13 protein-coding genes are annotated in these 17,705 nt (G+C 56.1%); 3 read left to right on the plus strand and 10 right to left on the minus strand.

Translation table 11 applies throughout. The features are described 5' to 3' along the window. Positions 1 to 5: 5 nt before the first annotated feature. From C8N45_RS06120 to regB, 9 genes are all read right to left on the minus strand, one after another. Positions 6 to 1,064, minus strand: a complete 1,059-nt coding sequence (locus C8N45_RS06120) for a hypothetical protein (RefSeq protein WP_108385357.1) — start codon at positions 1,062 to 1,064, stop codon at positions 6 to 8. Positions 1,065 to 1,123: 59 nt separating this feature from the next. Next, positions 1,124 to 1,678, minus strand: a complete 555-nt coding sequence (hslV, locus tag C8N45_RS06125) for an ATP-dependent protease subunit HslV (protein ID WP_108385750.1) — start codon at positions 1,676 to 1,678, stop codon at positions 1,124 to 1,126. Between the two features lie 145 nt (positions 1,679 to 1,823). After that, positions 1,824 to 2,144, minus strand: a complete 321-nt coding sequence (gene trxA / locus C8N45_RS06130) for a thioredoxin (protein ID WP_108385358.1) — start codon at positions 2,142 to 2,144, stop codon at positions 1,824 to 1,826. 60 nt (positions 2,145 to 2,204) lie between these two features. Next, on the minus strand, positions 2,205 to 5,540 hold the full coding sequence (gene addA / locus C8N45_RS06135) for a double-strand break repair helicase AddA (RefSeq protein ID WP_108385359.1): 3,336 nt from the start codon (positions 5,538 to 5,540) through the stop codon (positions 2,205 to 2,207). Then, positions 5,537 to 8,464: a double-strand break repair protein AddB gene (gene addB, locus C8N45_RS06140; RefSeq protein WP_108385360.1), complete on the minus strand. Its 2,928-nt coding sequence runs from the start codon at positions 8,462 to 8,464 to the stop codon at positions 5,537 to 5,539. Before addB ends, addA begins: the two co-directional genes overlap by 4 nt. Next, positions 8,457 to 9,128, minus strand: a complete 672-nt coding sequence (locus tag C8N45_RS06145; RefSeq protein ID WP_108385361.1) for a nucleotidyltransferase family protein — start codon at positions 9,126 to 9,128, stop codon at positions 8,457 to 8,459. Before C8N45_RS06145 ends, addB begins: the two co-directional genes overlap by 8 nt. Continuing rightward, positions 9,125 to 10,126, minus strand: a complete 1,002-nt coding sequence (locus C8N45_RS06150) for an aminoglycoside phosphotransferase family protein (RefSeq protein WP_108385362.1) — start codon at positions 10,124 to 10,126, stop codon at positions 9,125 to 9,127. The genes C8N45_RS06145 and C8N45_RS06150 overlap by 4 nt, the downstream gene beginning before the upstream one ends. Positions 10,127 to 10,166: 40 nt before the next feature. Continuing rightward, the gene (locus C8N45_RS06155) at positions 10,167 to 11,756 is read right to left on the minus strand and encodes a PAS-domain containing protein (protein ID WP_245882570.1); all 1,590 of its coding nucleotides are present in this window, start codon (positions 11,754 to 11,756) and stop codon (positions 10,167 to 10,169) included. 88 nt (positions 11,757 to 11,844) lie between these two features. After that, positions 11,845 to 13,242 (minus strand): sensor histidine kinase RegB, encoded by a 1,398-nt coding sequence (gene regB / locus C8N45_RS06160; protein ID WP_108385364.1) that lies wholly within the window; start codon positions 13,240 to 13,242, stop codon positions 11,845 to 11,847. A gap of 91 nt (positions 13,243 to 13,333) precedes the next feature. Between regB and C8N45_RS06165 the strand changes: the two genes are divergently transcribed. Both C8N45_RS06165 and C8N45_RS06170 read left to right on the plus strand, forming a co-directional pair. After that, positions 13,334 to 13,936: an SCO family protein gene (locus C8N45_RS06165; protein ID WP_108385365.1), complete on the plus strand. Its 603-nt coding sequence runs from the start codon at positions 13,334 to 13,336 to the stop codon at positions 13,934 to 13,936. A gap of 108 nt (positions 13,937 to 14,044) precedes the next feature. Continuing rightward, positions 14,045 to 14,596, plus strand: a complete 552-nt coding sequence (locus C8N45_RS06170) for an ActR/PrrA/RegA family redox response regulator transcription factor (protein WP_108385366.1) — start codon at positions 14,045 to 14,047, stop codon at positions 14,594 to 14,596. Between the two features lie 139 nt (positions 14,597 to 14,735). Here the strand turns inward: C8N45_RS06170 and C8N45_RS06175 are convergent, their stop codons facing one another. Continuing rightward, entirely contained in the window at positions 14,736 to 16,406 is a 1,671-nt protein-coding gene (locus C8N45_RS06175) for an ABC transporter ATP-binding protein (RefSeq protein ID WP_133175947.1), read from the minus strand. A gap of 393 nt (positions 16,407 to 16,799) precedes the next feature. On the opposite strand from C8N45_RS06175, the gene C8N45_RS06180 reads away from it, so the two are divergent. Continuing rightward, complete coding sequence (locus C8N45_RS06180; protein ID WP_108385368.1) at positions 16,800 to 17,705, plus strand: glycosyltransferase family 2 protein; 906 nt, start codon at positions 16,800 to 16,802, stop codon at positions 17,703 to 17,705.

Below are 17,705 nucleotides of genomic sequence, written 5' to 3' on the forward strand. Positions count from 1 at the left end.
AGTCCTTAAGCGTGCGAAGGGGGTAAGCGGTCCAGGGGAAGGAAGCCGCCAAAAAGGCGAAGGATAACAGCGCGAATACGTTCCCAGAACGCGCCCAGCAACAGCAGCACGATGCCAAGGATCAGTACGGTCATGGCGGTGCTATTGTTGTCAAAAACGGTGTTGGTCAGCGCAACCACATAGCCAATTGCGGTAATCAGGAACGACCGGCGGTCAATGATGATGGCGACAACGGCAAACAGACCAAGGATAGCCAGCAACAAGGCGGTTGCATCACGGTCCATCAGCGATAGCGCGATTGTATTCATCAGGGCGGGTGCCGCGACCACATGCAGCCAAAAGCCATTGGCGGACCGGCGGGTAACGCGGTGCGGGTCGCTCATGTCGAACAGCATTGCGACGATGAAAACCAGAACACCCAGTGCCAGCGTGATCCATGCAAAGGGGCCACCCGCGGACAAAAGAAAGAAGTCGCGGATGTCCTCGATCTTGCCGCCGCGGGCCGCAGTAAACATCGTGGCTGTAATGAACAGCCCGATCGCGATCATCGCCATCGCGAAAGGCACGCGAAAGCGCCACCAAAAAACGGCAAGTGCCACCGTTGCAGCCAGAAGTGCAGGGGGAATGCTGGTTAGATCATTCTGCGCGACCATGAATGGTTCGGCCATATAGGCAATAAACCCAAAGGCGGCATTGCCCGCAAACATGATCGACAGCATGATCGCGGGAGCCACCATACGCCGGTAACGGATGAAATATTCGGACAAGGCCCAGATAACAGCGGCGCTGATAAGGCTTACGCTGGAGGCATATTGCTGGATGTTCATGATCTCGGTGCCGACAGCAAGTCCGGTCACCCCGTACCAGCCGGAGGCCAGAATAATCAGGCCGATGACGATGAAAATTTCGTTGAAGCCTTTGAACAGTTCAAAAGGTTCGTCGCCGATGGCCAGATTTTCGCGCGCGCCACGCCTGCTGTCGGCAAAGCTGATCAGGCCAGCCGCCTGTTTTTCTGACAAGAGGCCGCTGCTTACCGCTGCTTTCAGATCATCGCGTTCAATCATGGTGCAGAACCTATGGGCTGCGGGGGCCAAGTCCAAGGGGCCCGTTGAAATCGGCTGGCCTAGCCGATTGTTTCGACGGTCAGGTTCCCGTTTGTGTAAACACAAATGTCTGCGGCGATTGCCATTGCACGGCGGGCCACCTTTTCGGCACCCAAATCCGTTTCCATCATGGCCCGACCGGCCGCAAGTGCATAGTTTCCGCCCGACCCGATCGCTGCAATGTCATGTTCAGGTTCCAGCACGTCGCCTGCCCCTGTGATGACAAACAATTCCTTGCCGTCGCTGACAATCAGCATCGCCTCGAGCTTTTGGAGATATTTGTCAGTGCGCCAGTCCTTGGCCAGTTCAACCGAAGCGCGGGCCAACTGGCCCGGTGTTGCCTCAAGCTTTTTTTCCAGCCGTTCCAGCAGCGTGAAAGCGTCGGCGGTTGATCCGGCAAACCCGGCTATCACATCCTGACCGCCCGGTGACAAACGACGGACCTTGCGGGCAGTACCCTTGATCACAGTTTGGCCAAGACTGACCTGCCCGTCACCGGCGATAACGACTTTACCACCTTTGCGCACGCCAATGATCGTTGTGCCATGCCAGCCGGGGAATTCTTCGTTTGCCATTGTCTGCTCCTGCTGTGTGTTCTGCCTATATGGCGGGCGTGACACGGGCAAACAACCCCGCGCCCTATTGATCAGTCCATCATGGGTTCATGCAACAAAAAAGGGCGCTGAAACGGGCGCCCTTTTGATTGTGATGTGATCGGTCTTAGGCGGATTCGTCGATCCAGCCCTGAAGCGCCGCCTTGGGCGCTGCGCCGGTCTTGTTTGAAATGACTTCGCCGTCCTTGAACATGAACAGTGCCGGAATGCCGCGCACGCCCAGTTGAGCTGGCGAATTCGGGTTTTCGTCAACATTTACTTTGACGATCTTCACTTTGCCTTCGTATTCGGCGGAAAGCTCTTCCAATGCCGGGCCGATTTGTTTGCAGGGTCCGCACCATTCTGCCCAGAAATCCACAACAACAGGGATATCGGACTGGCGCACTTCGGCGTCAAAGGTTGCATCGGTTACAGCTACGGTTGCCATTGGTAATACTCCTTGGCGAAAATGATTGAGATGCGAAAGTAAGGTTGGTCCGGTCCGGGGTCAAGCGATCGTAACAACACTCAGTGCATCGTGAAGCAAAGACGCGGGCAACAGCATCAGTTCCGCGCTTTGTGTCCAAAGAATTACAGCCTGAACATCCTTGTCAGGATAAATCTGTTCCAATGCGGCTTGATAAATCGCCATTTGCCCCAGCAAACCTGCGGGAGTCCTTTCCGGCGTATCAGGGACAATGCGGTTTGATTTATAGTCAATGGCCAATATCCGGCCATCTTCAATGATCAACCTGTCAATCGCGCCATGAATCCGCCCCAACCCCGGAATGTCAGCGGTGATATCCACTTCGGTCAACGCACCTGGTGTCCAAAGATGCGCTAGTGAAGGGCTGTCCAGCAGATCGATCATCATGGGGACAAGTGCGGCATGGTGTGCCCCAACCAGTTTGTGACCAAGTGAGACCCGATCCTGCGGCGAGACCATCGGTAAATGCTCCAGCAGCCGGTGGATCATTGTGCCGCGCTCTTTGGCGTCCTCTTCATCTTCGTCGGCCAACTCACCGGGAAGCGTCTTGGCGCCGTTCACTTGTGATGGCGATATCGTTTTGGAGATTTCAGAAAGTGGCGTTGGCCCAAATGCGGGCATTGGTACATCAACGACAGGCGCTTTTTCGGCGTGGGTTTCAACAAGCCCGTCCCAGTCACCATATGATACGCGCTTGGTTTCAAGCCCGCCAGAGATCACATCGTAATCGCCCCTTTGGCGCATGCCATCGGCGATGATATTGTACCAGCTTGCGTCGCCCTCGCCGACATCGCCAGCGGCCCCGACGATGAGCCATTTCTCTGCCCGTGTCATCGCAACATACAAAAGGCGCAGCCGTTCGCGCGCCTGTCTGGCGACAAAGGAATCATAAAGGGCCAGCATCGCGGGCGCTGATTGTGCCTTGGGCGTTTTCCAGACAAGCGTGCCGTCTGCGGCAAAAAGTTCGTCATTCACCCGAATTTCGCGTTTGGCCGTGTCAGGTAGAATGACAATAGGCGCCTCAAGCCCCTTTGACCCATGCACAGTCATCACCCTGATACGATCGCCTTGGCTGTCCATCTGGCGCTTCACTTCAAGATCGTCCGTTTCCATCCATGTCAGAAACCCGGTCAGGCTGGGTACACCGTTGCTTTCGTAAGCCAGCGCCTGACTTAGCAATGCATCAATCCCGTCTTCCGCCTCTTGGCCCAAACGTGCCAACAAATTGCGGCGGCCGTCATGGCGGGTCAGGATGCGTTCAATCAGGTCGAAAGGACGCAGGAAATCAGCTTTATCCAGAAGATCACGCAAAACCGCCAAGGTTTGAGGATAGTCAGCGTCGCGCAGCGCAATCCAAAGGTACCCTTTTCGCTGATGGGACAGGGTGAACAAGTCCTGCTCTGACCAGCCAAACAACGGCGAGCGCAGCGCACTGGCGAGCGATAGGTCATCCTCGGGCAGTGCCAGAAAATTCAACAAGGCAACCAGATCTTTGACGGCAAGTTCTGCGCCCACGCGCAAACGGTCGGCCCCAGCGATATGCAGCCCGGCATTCTTGCACGCGCGGATGATTTCGGAAAAAAGCTCGGACCGGCGTTGCACAAGGATCAGCACATCGCCTTCGGTGATCTTCCGGCGTTTGTAGTGGCCGCTATTTTCGACTTCGACGGGGATCGTTTCATGCGCGATCATATGTTTGATCTGGTCCGCCACCCGCTTGGCCATCAAAACGGTATGGTCCGTCGCGCTGGGCGCATCGACGGGGTCGTACCAATTGCCGGTATCATCGGTTTTGGATGGTTCGATGACGGGCCAAAGATCCACACGGCCGGGCATGTTTTCCTTGAAGGCAATATGCGTCAGGCTGTCATCCATGCCAGCGGCACGTTCGCGGACAAAGGTCTCGTCAACCACAGACAGAATAGCCTGTGAGGACCGAAACGAATGATCCAGCGATGTAATGTTGAATGGCTTTTCGACAGCGGTATGGGCGGCATTGAAATGATCCTGCATCCGGTCAAACGCTGCAGGGTCCGCGCCTTGGAAAGAATAGATCGACTGCTTTTTGTCACCCACGACAAACAAGGTGCGATCACGGTCAGCGCGCGCGCCTTCGCCGGACAGGAATTCCTCGGCCAGCAGGCGTATCACGTCCCACTGGTCGGGGTTTGTGTCTTGCGCCTCATCCACCAGAATATGGTCGGTGCCGCCATCAAGCCGGAACAGCACCCATTCCGCAACGCTGCGGTCGGTCAAGAGCGCCTTTGTCTTGCGGATCAGATCATCAAAATCCAGTGCGCCCATGGCTTGTTTGCGGGCGGCATAGGCGGGGATGAATTTGGCAGCAAACGCATAAAGCGCCAAGGTCTTGTCCGCCGCATCCATCGCCCAAAGATGCGCGCGCGCAGCAGCGGTGCGATCCATCCAGTCATGAACCGCATCGGCAATCGGGTCGAGTGCTTCAACCGCTTTTGTGTGATTGCTTTGCGGAAAATTCACGGACTTGGAATTACAGGTCCCGGAATAGAGGAAAAGACCAAAAAGCGTCTCTAACCCGGCCCAATCGGGATTTTTGTAGTCAAGTTGCGACAAGGTTTGCGCAAACTTCTTGTAGGTGGCCGATTGCGTCGAAAAGGCTTCTGCCACCTCCTTGGCGATCTCTGCTTCGTCCCCCTGAAAGGCAAGCCCAAGCGCGTCTTCGCGTGTCGCATCGGGGGCCAGCCCAAGCGATGTTTTGATCACTTCGCCGCTTGCCTGCGTTGAAAGCTGGTCTTGCTTGCGGGCGACCTCAGCGGTCAATCTGGCCAGATCATCGCCGGTGAAATGCGCCAGAAGATCACGCACGACAGCCGCATCGGGGCCATCTATCAACTGGTCTACAACCTCGGCTCGCAGCAGTTCTGCCGCGCGATCTTCCATCTCTCTGAATTGCGGGCTGACCTCTGCTTCCAATGGGAAACGCCGTAGGACACTGGCGCAAAACGAGTGGATCGTCTGAATTTTCAGACCACCGGGCGTTTCGATGGCACGGGCAAACAGGGTCCGTGCATTGCCCAGATCGGCTGCGGTGATGGACCGTTCCAAACCCAGATTGGCCAGATCATCGCGCAACATATCATTGCTGCGCATCGCCCATTTGCCCAGCGTTTTGAACAGGCGGTTCTGCATCTCGGTCGCGGCGGCTTTGGTATAGGTCAGGCACAGGATGTTTTGTGGGGCGACCCCCTGCAACAGCAAGCGGGCAACCCTGTCGGTCAAAACTCGCGTTTTGCCTGACCCCGCATTGGCCGAAAGCCAAGTCGAGCTAACGGGGTCAGCGGCATCTACCTGCCGTTGCGATGCGGCATCGCGGATCATGTCAGCACCACTGGCGCGGGGTCATCACTGGTGTCCCATTCGCCAAATCGCGACAAGTGATCATAGGGGCTGATGTCATTCTTGAGAAACAGCGCAAGACGCGCGGTGTACCCCCGGTCAAGGCGCTGCCAATTGGCAAAAAGTGTGTCTAACTCGGCCCAAACCTGATCAACCGGTTGTTTCTTGAGTGGTGCCGCACTGTTTTTCATCGTTGTGTTGACGCCAATAAATGTGGCCGATTTCACGGGTTTGGGGCCAATGGTCTTGAAGGCACCAAAAGTCACCATCGCGGCTTCCAGCAGCAGTTGCTTGTCAAACTTCTCCTGTTGCGGTGCTGACGGGACAGTGCCGGTCTTGTAGTCATAGATCAGCGCCTCGCCCTCGGCGCTCAGATCAATCCGGTCAGCTTTGCAGGTCAGGGTGACTCCGGTCTGGTTCACGCCAATTTCACCCCAACTTTCGGTGTTGCATGTGACAGCCTGCGCTTGCCTGTCCTGTTCATCAGCAAGAAATTTGTCAACAGACCGCTCCATTCGCGCGATCCATTGGGCACGGATCGTGGGCCAAGGGCATTGCGCGTCGAATTCCTCCTGCGCGATCTGCATCAGGGCGGCGGGGTCGGTCGGGTCACGCTGTTCCTTGATAAACCGCTCCAATATCTTGTGCACGATAATGCCGCGCAACGGCGCATCGGCGCTGGGCGACAATGGATCAAGTGGATTCAGGCGCAGCACATTGCGCGCATAAATTGCAAACGGATCACGGATGAGCGTTTTAATCCGGGTGACGGACAGCTTTTGCGGACGCGACGTGATCGGCGGGCAAGGCGAGGGCCGCTTTGCAGGTGGCGTTTGGTGAACAGGCGACGACAGTTTGGCGGCCATCGCGGCCCAGTGATCTGCGCGCGCGCGCATCTGACCAAGCGCCAATTGTCCGTTCTGGTCCGGCAATCCGTTCAGCAGATTGGTCAGACGATTGACCCAGCGTGACGGGATGGTTTCGGCATCCGCTGACCGCTTTGACCGCGTGATCCAAACGTCTTTGCCCGCAACCGCCTGTTGGTAGTCGTGCGCAGAAAGCCCGATCCTGCGTTCCGGCAGCAGCAATCCCGCCTCTGCCCGCATCTTGCGGTTCAACCATGGGTCGGGTGGGGGTGCTTCTGGCCAGACACCATCATTCATGCCGCCAAGAATGGTGAGATCAACACCGTGAACCCGCGCTTCGAGCGTGCCCCAGATCAGGATATTTGGGTGACCTTCATCCCTGTCGCGCACGACGCCTTGGGACAAAACAGCGCCAAAAAGGGCAGAGTAGTCTCTGTTTCCCAAGATGCCACCGGCGTCGGCATCCTGTTCCAACATATTGCAAATGCGCAAAGCCTCGCGGCCCGCCTTCTCGCGCCAAAGGCCTCCGCTCTCCTCGGTGTCGGGGCCACCGCAGATTTTTTCAGCGCGGCTGATATGATCTTGAAGGTGGTGTGCAAGCAGCCTTGGTTCGGATGCAATCGGCACAATAAACGTATCCGTGACCCATTTGGCCCACGCCTGTCGGGTGGGGTCGGTCTTGGCCCAACCTTCCAACGCGTCGCGTGTCGGGAAAGGGGGCCCATGACGTCGCAAATGCAATTCCAGTTCGCGGGTGTGACGCAGGTGATCACCCCGGTCTTCGCGCTCGGAATGGCATAGCGGATGTTTCAGTATGGTCAGCAAGGTTTCACTGGTCAGCACAGTTTCCATCAACGCAGCCACATGGCGCAACATGCGCCCGGGAGGTGACAGTTGCAAAGGTGTGCCTGCGCTGTCGTCCGGTTTGATGTCCCAGCGATCCAGAGCGGCGGTCACTTGGCGGGTCAGCATCCTGTCGGGCGAAATCAGCGCGGCTGTGATCCCGTCTTCGACCGCTTGGCGCAGACGCAGTGCAATTGTCTCGGCTTCGGCGCGCGGTGACGGGGCTTCAAGCAGGGTCAGATTATTGGTGGCGGTGACAAGATCGCCCAACGTAGGGCCTTCTTTCAGCCATTGATCGGTCACGGGGGCCGGTCGCAACGACAATGAAACCAGTTTGTTGCGGGCCGGGTGTGCGGGGGCATCATCCGTCCATGTGGCGACATCTGATGGATCAAATCCGATCAGTTCCATCAGATGCCTGAACCGGAATTGCGGGTGATCCTCTGCGGTCAACTTGTCGTCCATTGCAGCCCAGACGTTGCCGGGCAAATCAAAGTCATAGCCGGGCAGAATGATCGCCCCTTGCGGCAGTTTTGCGACGGCTTGCATGAACAAGGCGGTCGCCCCGCGCGATCCTGTTGAACCGGCCACGATAATGGGATGCGCCGGAGGCTGACTGGCCCAGCGTTTTGCGAGGGCAGTAATGACGGCTCTTTGGCGTGCCTCCTTGTCGGGCGCTTCTGCCGTATCGCCAAAAAACTGCGCGATGATGTCCAGGAAGTTCTTTGACCGTGCCCAATGGCCGGAATGGTTTGATACATCAATGGCTGCGACCTGATCGGGGCTGACGCCTTCGCCCTGCATTTCATCCATCAGGGTCGCAAGGCTATCGGACAGATCATAAAGCGATGATCGCGGGGCAAGGTCGGGCTGTTGATCCAGCAGCGTCGCAACCAGTTGTGACAGTTCAAGGCGCCGGCGCAGTGGCGAGACCGGCGGCGGAATATCAATGGTCACAGGGTCCAGCGCCAGATCGGTAACCAGACGCACCCGGGGCAACAGGCGGGCGGGTCCCTTGTCAAAAACATCCCTGATGCGCCGTTGCATCCGTGATGTGTTGACGTAGATTTCGGTTCTGGCCCAATCTTCGGGCGACATGTTTGCGCCGTGGGTCAGCAAGCCGTTCACCAGCGCCTGTGCAAAATCCACGCCGGGCGCGCAGCCAAAAATCCGGGGTTTGCCAGTGGGATCAAACATGCAACATGCTTTGTGCAATTGCGATGCTGGACGGCTGCCCCACATCGCACCATTGGCCGGAATAGCGCACGCCAAAAAGCCCACCGCGCGCGGCAACCTGATCCCAGACAATATTCATTGAAAAGCGCGATTCCTTTATGTCAGCCAGCGTTTCTGTCCGGATTATTTGTACGCCAGAGTAGATGTCGCCTTTGCCCCGGTGCAACCTTCCAGCGTCGTCAATTGTGAAATCGCCCTCGCCCAAATGTCCGGAGACTTGCGATCTTGGGACCATCAGGAGCAGACATTCCATATCATCCCGCCAAGCGGCAATAACCTGTGCAATCGGATTGGGGCCTTTCCAGACCGCATCTGTGTTCATGGTGATGACCGGGCTTTGCGCAAGATGCGGCAACGCGTGGCGCAATCCACCGCCAGTTTCCAGAAGTGCTTCGCTTTCGTCTGAAAACAGGACGTTCTCTTGTGACAGGTGGTCACGGATCATCGCGCCCTTATAATGCAGGTTGACGACCCGCGGCCCAATGCCGGGCGTTTCGGCAAAGCCAAGAGCGTGATCGATCAGCGCCCTTCCTGCCACCTCGACAAGCGGTTTTGGCTTATCTTTGGTCAGTTCACCCATTCGCGTGCCCAGCCCTGCAGCAAAGAAGAGGATTGGCCAACTCATGCGGACACCGGCTTTGTGGGTGGCTGCAATGTATCATTTACGCACTCCTGCAGCGTGCGAAGTGCAGGGTGTTTCAGGTCTTCTTGAATATGCGACCAGACACGCGGCAGCAGCCCGAGATACCGCGGTTTCCCGTCACGTTTCGCCAACCTCGTGAAAATTCCCAAAATGCGCAAGTTGCGCTGCACGCCCAAAACAGCCAGTTGCGCGCGGAAATCCTGGCCAAGCCCAAGGTTTGCGATGAAATAGCTGATCAGCTCCTCGGCCAGATCATTGGAAATATCACGCCGTGCATCGCGCAAGAGCGAGGCCAGATCATAGCCCGCTGGCGCATAGAGTGCATCTTGAAAATCCAGGAGACCAACGCGTTGATTGCCCACCTCGTTAGGGCGCCAAATAAGATTTTCGGCGTGAAAATCCCGCAGTGCCACGGTTTTTGCAGTCGGTGCGTACTCTTCCAGCGCCAGGATCAATTGTTCGGTCAGGTCTGCAAGCGGTGTTTGGGTGTAGTACGGATCAAGCACCCCGATCATTTCGCCACCCACCGCAGGGGTCAGGTGGGCAAGTTTCAAGTCACAGGTGCCATGGTGTAACTGAATAAGAGCATCGGTCGCAGCATGATATAATGTGCTTTGATCTTGCGGATGATGCCGAAGCCATTCAGCAAAATCCGTTGAACCAAGATCGCCAATGATCATCAGTCCGTCTTGCGGTGCATGCGCCAGAATTTCGGGGGCGCATAGACCCTGACTGGTCAGCATCCAGGCCACCTTTGCAAATCTTTCGGTTGCACCACCCATATTCACGGGATCATCCATCAGGATGACCGATTGGTCGCGCGTGCCTAGCCTTTGGTAGCGCCGCGCGGATGCGTCACCGGCCAAAGGGTGCCTTGTCCAGTCCGCCCACGCGGTATCCCGCAGAAACTGGTCAATAACCCGCTGCCTCACATTGTTTTCGAGGACCTGCGGACCATTTTCAAAGCTGCTTTGCGTCATGTCCAAAGACTATGGACTGGCGCGGCGCCTGCAACCCAAATCAGCGTTTTGCGACTCTTATTGCCGGGTCGGCCTCTGTCAGCTTTTTTAGAATTGGATTTGCCTGAAGCCCGACAGTGAATTTCACCATGGTCATGCCCCCTGCGATGGGCCTTGCGTCGCAAGTGATTTGCCGGCCATCATCAAGGATTGCTGTGTCAGACCATGGGGTGCGTGGCCCAAGGATCTGAATGAACTGGCGCAGGTCCGCCCACATTTTTGTTGGTGTGCAGCGGTCCTGCCAAATGGCCATGGCATGCTGGATTTCATGTTGCTGCACGCTTTCTTCACTTACCGGGCCCCAAAGGTTGGCGTAGGCCTTGTTGGACATCATCAAGGTGCCGGGACTGGAGAATACCGCAATGGCATCAGCTAGCGAGTCCAATACCGATTGCCCGGTTTCGATGTCGCTGCGGAAACTGCGAGTGAGCGAGATTTCAGCGCTGATATCTTCAAACAGAAATGCGATGGCGCCGTCCGGGTGGGGACGCCCGGTAACGCGGTAGGTTTGCCCGTCGGGCAGGTTCCAGTTTTCTGAATAACTTCCGTCTTTGGCGGCTTGCTCCAGCGCCGTGAACTGGTCGCGCCAGGATGAATAATCCTTGGGCTCCGGCAGCATGCGGGACTCGCGGAGCCGGTCCAGAACAGCATCCACTGTGGGGCGCGCGCTTAGCAAGCCAATGGGCAGTCCGGTCATGTCCAAAAGGGCTGGATTAAACATCGCAAGTTGACGGCGTTTGTCAAAAATCGCGATGCCGATCGACAATTGCGCAAAAGTCTTGGTCAGGGTCTGCACAAAGTTGCGACGTTCCTGATCGGCACGCACGATGGCATTGGCATCACTGGCGAAATGGATGAACCCGTCGTTCCGCCGCATGCTGGTCACGTCGAACCATTGTTCTGCCTTGCGGTCGGGCAGCGTTACGGAAAGCCTGCGGATCGAAGGTGTCTTGCTGATCGCGGATTCATGCAGATCCGGCAAAAGCGGCTCACTCGGCCAAATCTGATTTTCGTCCTGCCGATCAGGAAGAAGCTTGTCGCAAAATGTCAGGTATGCGTGATTGGCCCAGATCAATTTGCCTGTTTCGTCGTCCTGCCAGAACAGCTGTGGTGTATTTTGCGTGAAATCGCGCAGAAGCTGGAGTTCCGACATACGAATGTCGCGTTCGATCACATCAGTGACGCCGCTTGTGCCGTCCTCCGATTGTGCTGCAAGGGATAGCCGCAAAAGCCCGTCGGACTTTTGAATATCCACCCATAAGTTTTCTGCACCGCCATCATTGATGCGCTGATATTCGATTTTGTCTCGCGCGAGTGTCTCGCGAAGTTTGGGAAAGTGTGGCCCCAAGACATGCAAGGTGGCCTCAAAATGGCTATGTCGATCCAGATGCGGCGTGATCATCGCCAGCGCCTCCGGCGTTGCATCAATCAATTGCCGATCCTGAAATAGAAAGACGGGGCAGCCATCCTGCCGCCGTATCCGTTGCGGTTTTCTCAGGTCGCTCCTTTCCAGATACTGAAGCCCGTATATCAATACACCGGAGCCAAGAACGGCTGCCAACACAACCATCAAAAAATCTAACAAATTCATTCCCATTGTCGCGCCTGTTCAGAACCCTTCGGCGCAGACCATCGGTGACTAAGGTTAATGTCCGGTTAAATGACCATTAACCAAGCAGTTATGGTAGATTCCGGAGATTTTCGCCAAGCGGACCTGCCTCGGTCTGATTGATTCCGGAAAGCGCCACCTGAGACCAGCGCAGGGTCACGATTGCGCCCCCTGTGGCTTGACCTGTCCAGCTGGCATGACCATGACGGCGGCTGTTGGCGAAGGTGATTTTTGCACCTGACCTTTCGATCAGCGTTTTTGCGATAAACAGACCCAGACCCATCCCTTCATAGCCGGGGCGTTGTGATCTGTCTTCGCTGGTGCGGCGGCGGCGCACGTATGGTTCGCCAATGCGACCGATGACGGATTGGGGAAACCCGGGGCCGTCGTCAGCGATGCGCACGGTGATGTCGGTTTTCGACCAGTTGATATCGATCTGAACCCGCTCTCTTGAAAAATCGACAGCATTCTGGATCAGATTGCGCAGGCCATGAATAATTTCGGGGCGACGGGCGATTGAGGGCTGGATAGGATCCGCCCCCTGCTCCGGGCTGATGTCGAATTCGACAATTCTGCCGCGGTCGAGGTGTGGCTCGGCTGCTTCTTTCACCACCGTTTCAAGGGGCGCATGGCGCAGATGCAGGTCATCTTTTCCCGCCCGTCCCATGGAATGCAGGATATCGCGGCAACGGTTTGCCTGATCACGGATCAGCATCGCATCTTCCCGCAATTCCGGCCACTCTTCGAGCTCTTCCATCAGTTCACTGCCAACCAGCTTGATCGTGGCCAATGGTGTGCCAAGCTCGTGGGCCGCAGCCGCAACAACGCCGCCAAGGTCGGTCAGCTTTTGCTCGCGGGCCAATGCAAGCTGTGTTGCAAGCAGGGCTTCGCCCATCATGTGCATTTCATTTGTCACCTGCCGGGCATAGATGGCCAGAAAAACCACACCAACCACCAAAGCCACCCAGAAACCAAACTGAAACAACACTGGCAGCGCCAGCACAGTGCCGCTGGTGGTTGTAATGGGCAGACTATATTGGCTGATCAGCGTAATCAGCGCGATGGTGATCAGGCCCAGCAGAATGGTATTGCGCAGTTGCAGCACAGTTGCTGCAATGGTGATAGGCGCCAGGACCAGCATCGCGAATGGGTTATTCAAACCGCCCGCAAGAAAAAGAAGCAGGCTGAGCTGAATGATGTCAAACACAAGCCAAAGCCATGTTTCATGTTCGGACAGACGCTTGTTTTCGGGGTAGGTCACGCTGGACACCAGATTGGCGATGACCGAGACACCGATAACTAACGCGGCATATCCGACCTCAAGCTGGAGGCCATAAATCCTGGTGGCCACAAAGATGGCGATGGCCTGTCCGGCAGCTGCAAACCACCGCAACGTGACCAGCGTGCGCAATCTGACCCAATTGCTGCGTTGCTGGTCTTGGAACATCTCGAATTCGGAAACGGACATGTTATCTCTTTGGTGATGCGGCGGGCTGGACGATCGTTACGTCGCGGGGCATAGAGGATCAATGCGACCTAAGCGCCTTTGAGGGAACAACATGTCCAAGATAATTGCAATCGTAGCAGGTTTATCGACTCTGGCGGTTCTTGGCGTGACCGTCTGGATAACGCAGCGCGAGGCTGAATCGCCCTGTGGGACCACTGCCGTTGCGGGCGGCGATATTGGCGGTCCGTTTGAACTGGTGAATGAGGATGGCGTGACCGTCACTGACGCGGACGTGATTACAGAACCAACGTTGGTTTACTTCGGATATACCTTTTGCCCTGATGTGTGTCCGCTGGATGCTGCGCGCAATGCGGCGGCGGTGGATATATTGGCCGAGCAAGGCATGAGTGTCACGCCTGTCTTTATTACAATCGACCCTGTGCGGGATACCGTCGAAGTCGTGCGTGAGTATACCGACAATTTCCACCCCAAAATGATCGGGCTCACCGGGTCCGAAGAGCAGATCGCCGCAGCGTCACAGGCCTACAAGACCTATTACAACAAGGCTGACGACGACCCCGAATATTATTTGATGCAGCATTCCACGTTCACCTATTTGATGCTTCCGGACAAAGGGTTCGTCGAATTCTTCAGGCAACCCACGCCCGCCGAGGAAATGGCGGAGATTACGGCCTGTCATATCAATGCGTCCTGATCCTAAGGCCACGCCAAAGAAGACCAAGGCGCAATTTTGCAGATAATAGCAGAGTTGACGGCTCAGGACTAAGAGCTACCTCACGTGTGCACTACCAAAGGGCGCGCGATGAATATGGAAATATTGGATCTGGGCGAAGACAAGAGCCTGCTTTTGGTCGATGACGATGAAGCGTTTCTGCGTCGTCTCGCAAAGGCGATGGAAAAACGGGGTTTCAACGTCGAAATGGCCGGTTCTGTTGCTGCGGGTAAGGCCATCGCGACCGGTCGCCCCCCTGCCTATGCCGTGGTCGATCTGCGGCTTGAGGATGGCAATGGCCTTGATGTTGTCGAAGTGCTGCGCGAGCGTCGCCCTGAAAGCCGTATCGTTGTTCTGACAGGATACGGTGCGATTGCGACAGCTGTTGCTGCCGTCAAGATCGGGGCGACTGATTATCTGGCCAAACCGGCAGATGCGCTGGATGTCACAAATGCACTTTTGGCGCGGACGGACGGCTTGCCGCCGCCCCCTGAAAACCCCATGAGCGCGGACCGCGTGCGCTGGGAACATATTCAGCGCGTTTATGAGTTGTGCGATCGGAATGTTTCCGAAACTGCACGCCGCTTGTCCATGCATCGGCGGACCCTGCAGCGCATTCTGGCAAAACGCAGCCCGCGCTAGTTGCAACACAGTTTGATCTGATCAATGCGTCATGCCGAAGGCATGCCAATTTTGTAAAGGCACCCCTCACGGGACTGCGAATGGGGATACGTGATTTGCGATTATCTGTGCTATGCGCACTTGGCCTGCGTCGCGGCGGCTATTCTTCTTCTTTCATCGCCAGATCAAAGAGTGTCTGATAATGATCGTTCTCACGCTCCAGCGTGTCATGATCGTCAAAAGCGACGAGTCTGCCGCCATCCAGCATAAGCACCCGGTCGACATAGTTCAGTGTTGATGGCCGGTGGGTTACGAACAGAACCGTGGAACCCTTGAGTTCTTGAACAACTGTCTGCATGATCAGCCGTTCGTTTTCCACATCAAGCGCGCTTGTTGCTTCATCAAATACATAAATCAATGCGTTCTTTGCCAGCGCGCGCGCGATGCCGACGCGTTGTTTCTGGCCACCTGACAGATTGGCGCCATTGGGGCCGACCTTGGTTTCTATGCCATCCGGCAGTGCCGTGAACACGCTTTCCAACTGGGCCCGGCGCGCGGCCTCTTCGATCTGTTCGTCGGTGGCGTCTGGATTACCATCGCGGATGTTTTCGCGAATTGTCCCGTCGAATAGAAAAACGTCCTGACTGATAAGCGAAATTGACCTGCGCACTGACTCTTCGGTTGCTTCGCTCAGATCCACACCACCGATCAGCACATGGCCGTTTGTCGGGGCGTAGAAACCCAGTACTAAATCAATCAGGGTACTTTTGCCGGCGCCGGAACGACCGACGACGGCCACACGCTCGCCAGCTGAAATGTCGAATGACACATTGGCCAGCGCAGCACTATCTTCGCCGTAGCGGAAACTTACGTCATCGAAGCGGATGCTGGGCGATACGGCTGAAAGGCTTTGCGTCCCGCTGGACGGTTGAATGATCGGGGCTTCGAATAGCTTATACATGCGCCCGACGTGGACCAGTGACTTTTGCAATTCAACCCAGCTTTTCGACACGCGTTCAGCCGGTTGGTAGGCCATCAGGAAAGCTGTGATAAAGGCCGTGAATTCACCGGGAGTCTGGCCTTGGGTGATCGTTTGCCAAGCGGCGTAGACAACAAAAAGGCCCAACACGATGCCGCCAAGTATCTCCATCAGGGGCAGTGTGGCCGCCGTGATGCGGGCGAATCCAAGCAAGCGCTCTTGCAGCATATCGACGGCTTCTTCAAACCGGTTGATCGACTTTTCCTCAAGCTGATAGCTTTTGACCGTCTTGATGCCCTGAAATGCTTCGGCACCGATTGCAAAGAAGGCACCGGTCAGTTCCGTTTCGGCGTTGGCCGCTTCACGGATGCGGCGTGACAGCGTTGAAACCAGAAGGAAGATCAGCGGAAACAGAAAGGCAGTGGCCAATGTCATCAGCGGGTCCTGGATGATCATCACAATGACCAGCGCAATGACGGTCAGCATATTGGTGAGTAGTTTGTTGCTGATCCCGATCACGGTTGTCCCACAGGCCTCTCCGAACAAGCGCACCTGCGCCATTTGGTTCGCGGCATGCTGGTCCCCGAAGTGCCTCACGTCCTTGGCCATGATGCTGCGAAAGACGCGTTTTTGATAGTTGGCGGATACGGACCGCATGAACATCACGGATATGACCGAGTTCAGGTAGTCGAATGTGCTTTTGCCGAGTGTGACGCCGACCACCAAAAGTGCAACGCCAATGGCCGCCGACGCATCGTTTGCGACGAACACTTCATTGACGATCAGTCTTGTCGAATATGCCAGTCCAGCTGTAAAGACGGCCACACCGACCATGCAAAAGAGTGAAAACACATAGAGTTTCCATCGCGGAGGCAGCGCCTCGCCTAGAATTTTCCTTGCAATGGCAATGGTTTCCTGGCCCGATGGGCCGGCAGGCTTTTTAGGTTTCGTCGATTTGGCCAAGTTATGACGTCTCGCTAATCAAGATGCACCGATGGTACATGGGTCGGTAACAAGGAACATGCTAGGTGACAAGGTCAAGAGTTTCCATCAAAGGTGCGGCAGCAATGGATATCACGGCAGCTCTGGCTGCTTTCAACGATTGAGTTTCCCAAAGGGCACGCAGGTGCATCCGCTTGATCTGTCAGATCCTTCAGGTATATCCACGGCGTCAGCGTTGTCGCGTGTCGGACCTGCCTTTCGTCCTGTGAATGACATGAGATCTTGCCGCAAGAAGGATCAGGAATGATGCGCAGTTCCATCATTATACCGACCAGCAACAGGCCAGCTGGCCTTAAGCGCGCCGTCACTTCGGCACTGGAAGCGTTGCCGGGCGACAGCGAAATCGTGGTTGTCGATGATGCCAGCGAACAGCCCGCGTCTGACGTGCTTTCATATCTGAAGGCAGAGCCTGTACGGATCATCCGAAAAGAAACACAATCCGGCGGCGGCGGCTCTCCGGCGCGCAACATGGGTGCAAAGACCGCGCAGGGCGCTGTGCTGTTTTTTCTCGATGATGATGATGAAATCAAGCCAGATTATTGCAAGCAAATCCTCGAACAGGGCTTCCCGTCCGCAGGTTTCGGGTTTTGTGCGCGGACTTTCGTCATAACCGACGCAGCGGGACAACGGTCCGTCAAGGATGAAAAGCGGAAGCTGGATAACGGGTTGATCGGGGCATCTGCGAGGTTTTCAGAAAAGACATTTCCGTTCAGCGCGGGGTTCTGGCTGACGCGCGATGCCTATCAAGACGTTGGCCCGATGTCCGAAGACCTGAAAACAAACTCTGACACGGATTACGCGATCAGGCTTCATGCATCGCAATATGCCGGTTGGTATGCGGCAGTGCCCGGTGTGTTCATTCACCAGAGCGAAGGCAAAGGCAGCGGAGAACTGGCGAGTGTGACAAAGCGGACAAAAAGTGCAGAACGTGCGGCCGCTTTTGAAAACATCGCAAAGCGCAACGCGGACGTTCTGCGGCAAGATCCCCAGATTGCGCATTTTGTCTATTCTCGCTACGTCAAGCACGCGATCAGGTCTGGCAATCATGATCAGGCATGGGAGGCGGTCATGAAGGCTTCAAACCGACCGATCCGACGCCGGCTCTTGATGCAATATGCGGCGTTGCGGTTTTTGACAAAGCGGGTTTGA

Source organism: Yoonia sediminilitoris (assembly GCF_003058085.1).
GTDB classification, from domain to species: domain Bacteria; phylum Pseudomonadota; class Alphaproteobacteria; order Rhodobacterales; family Rhodobacteraceae; genus Yoonia; species Yoonia sediminilitoris.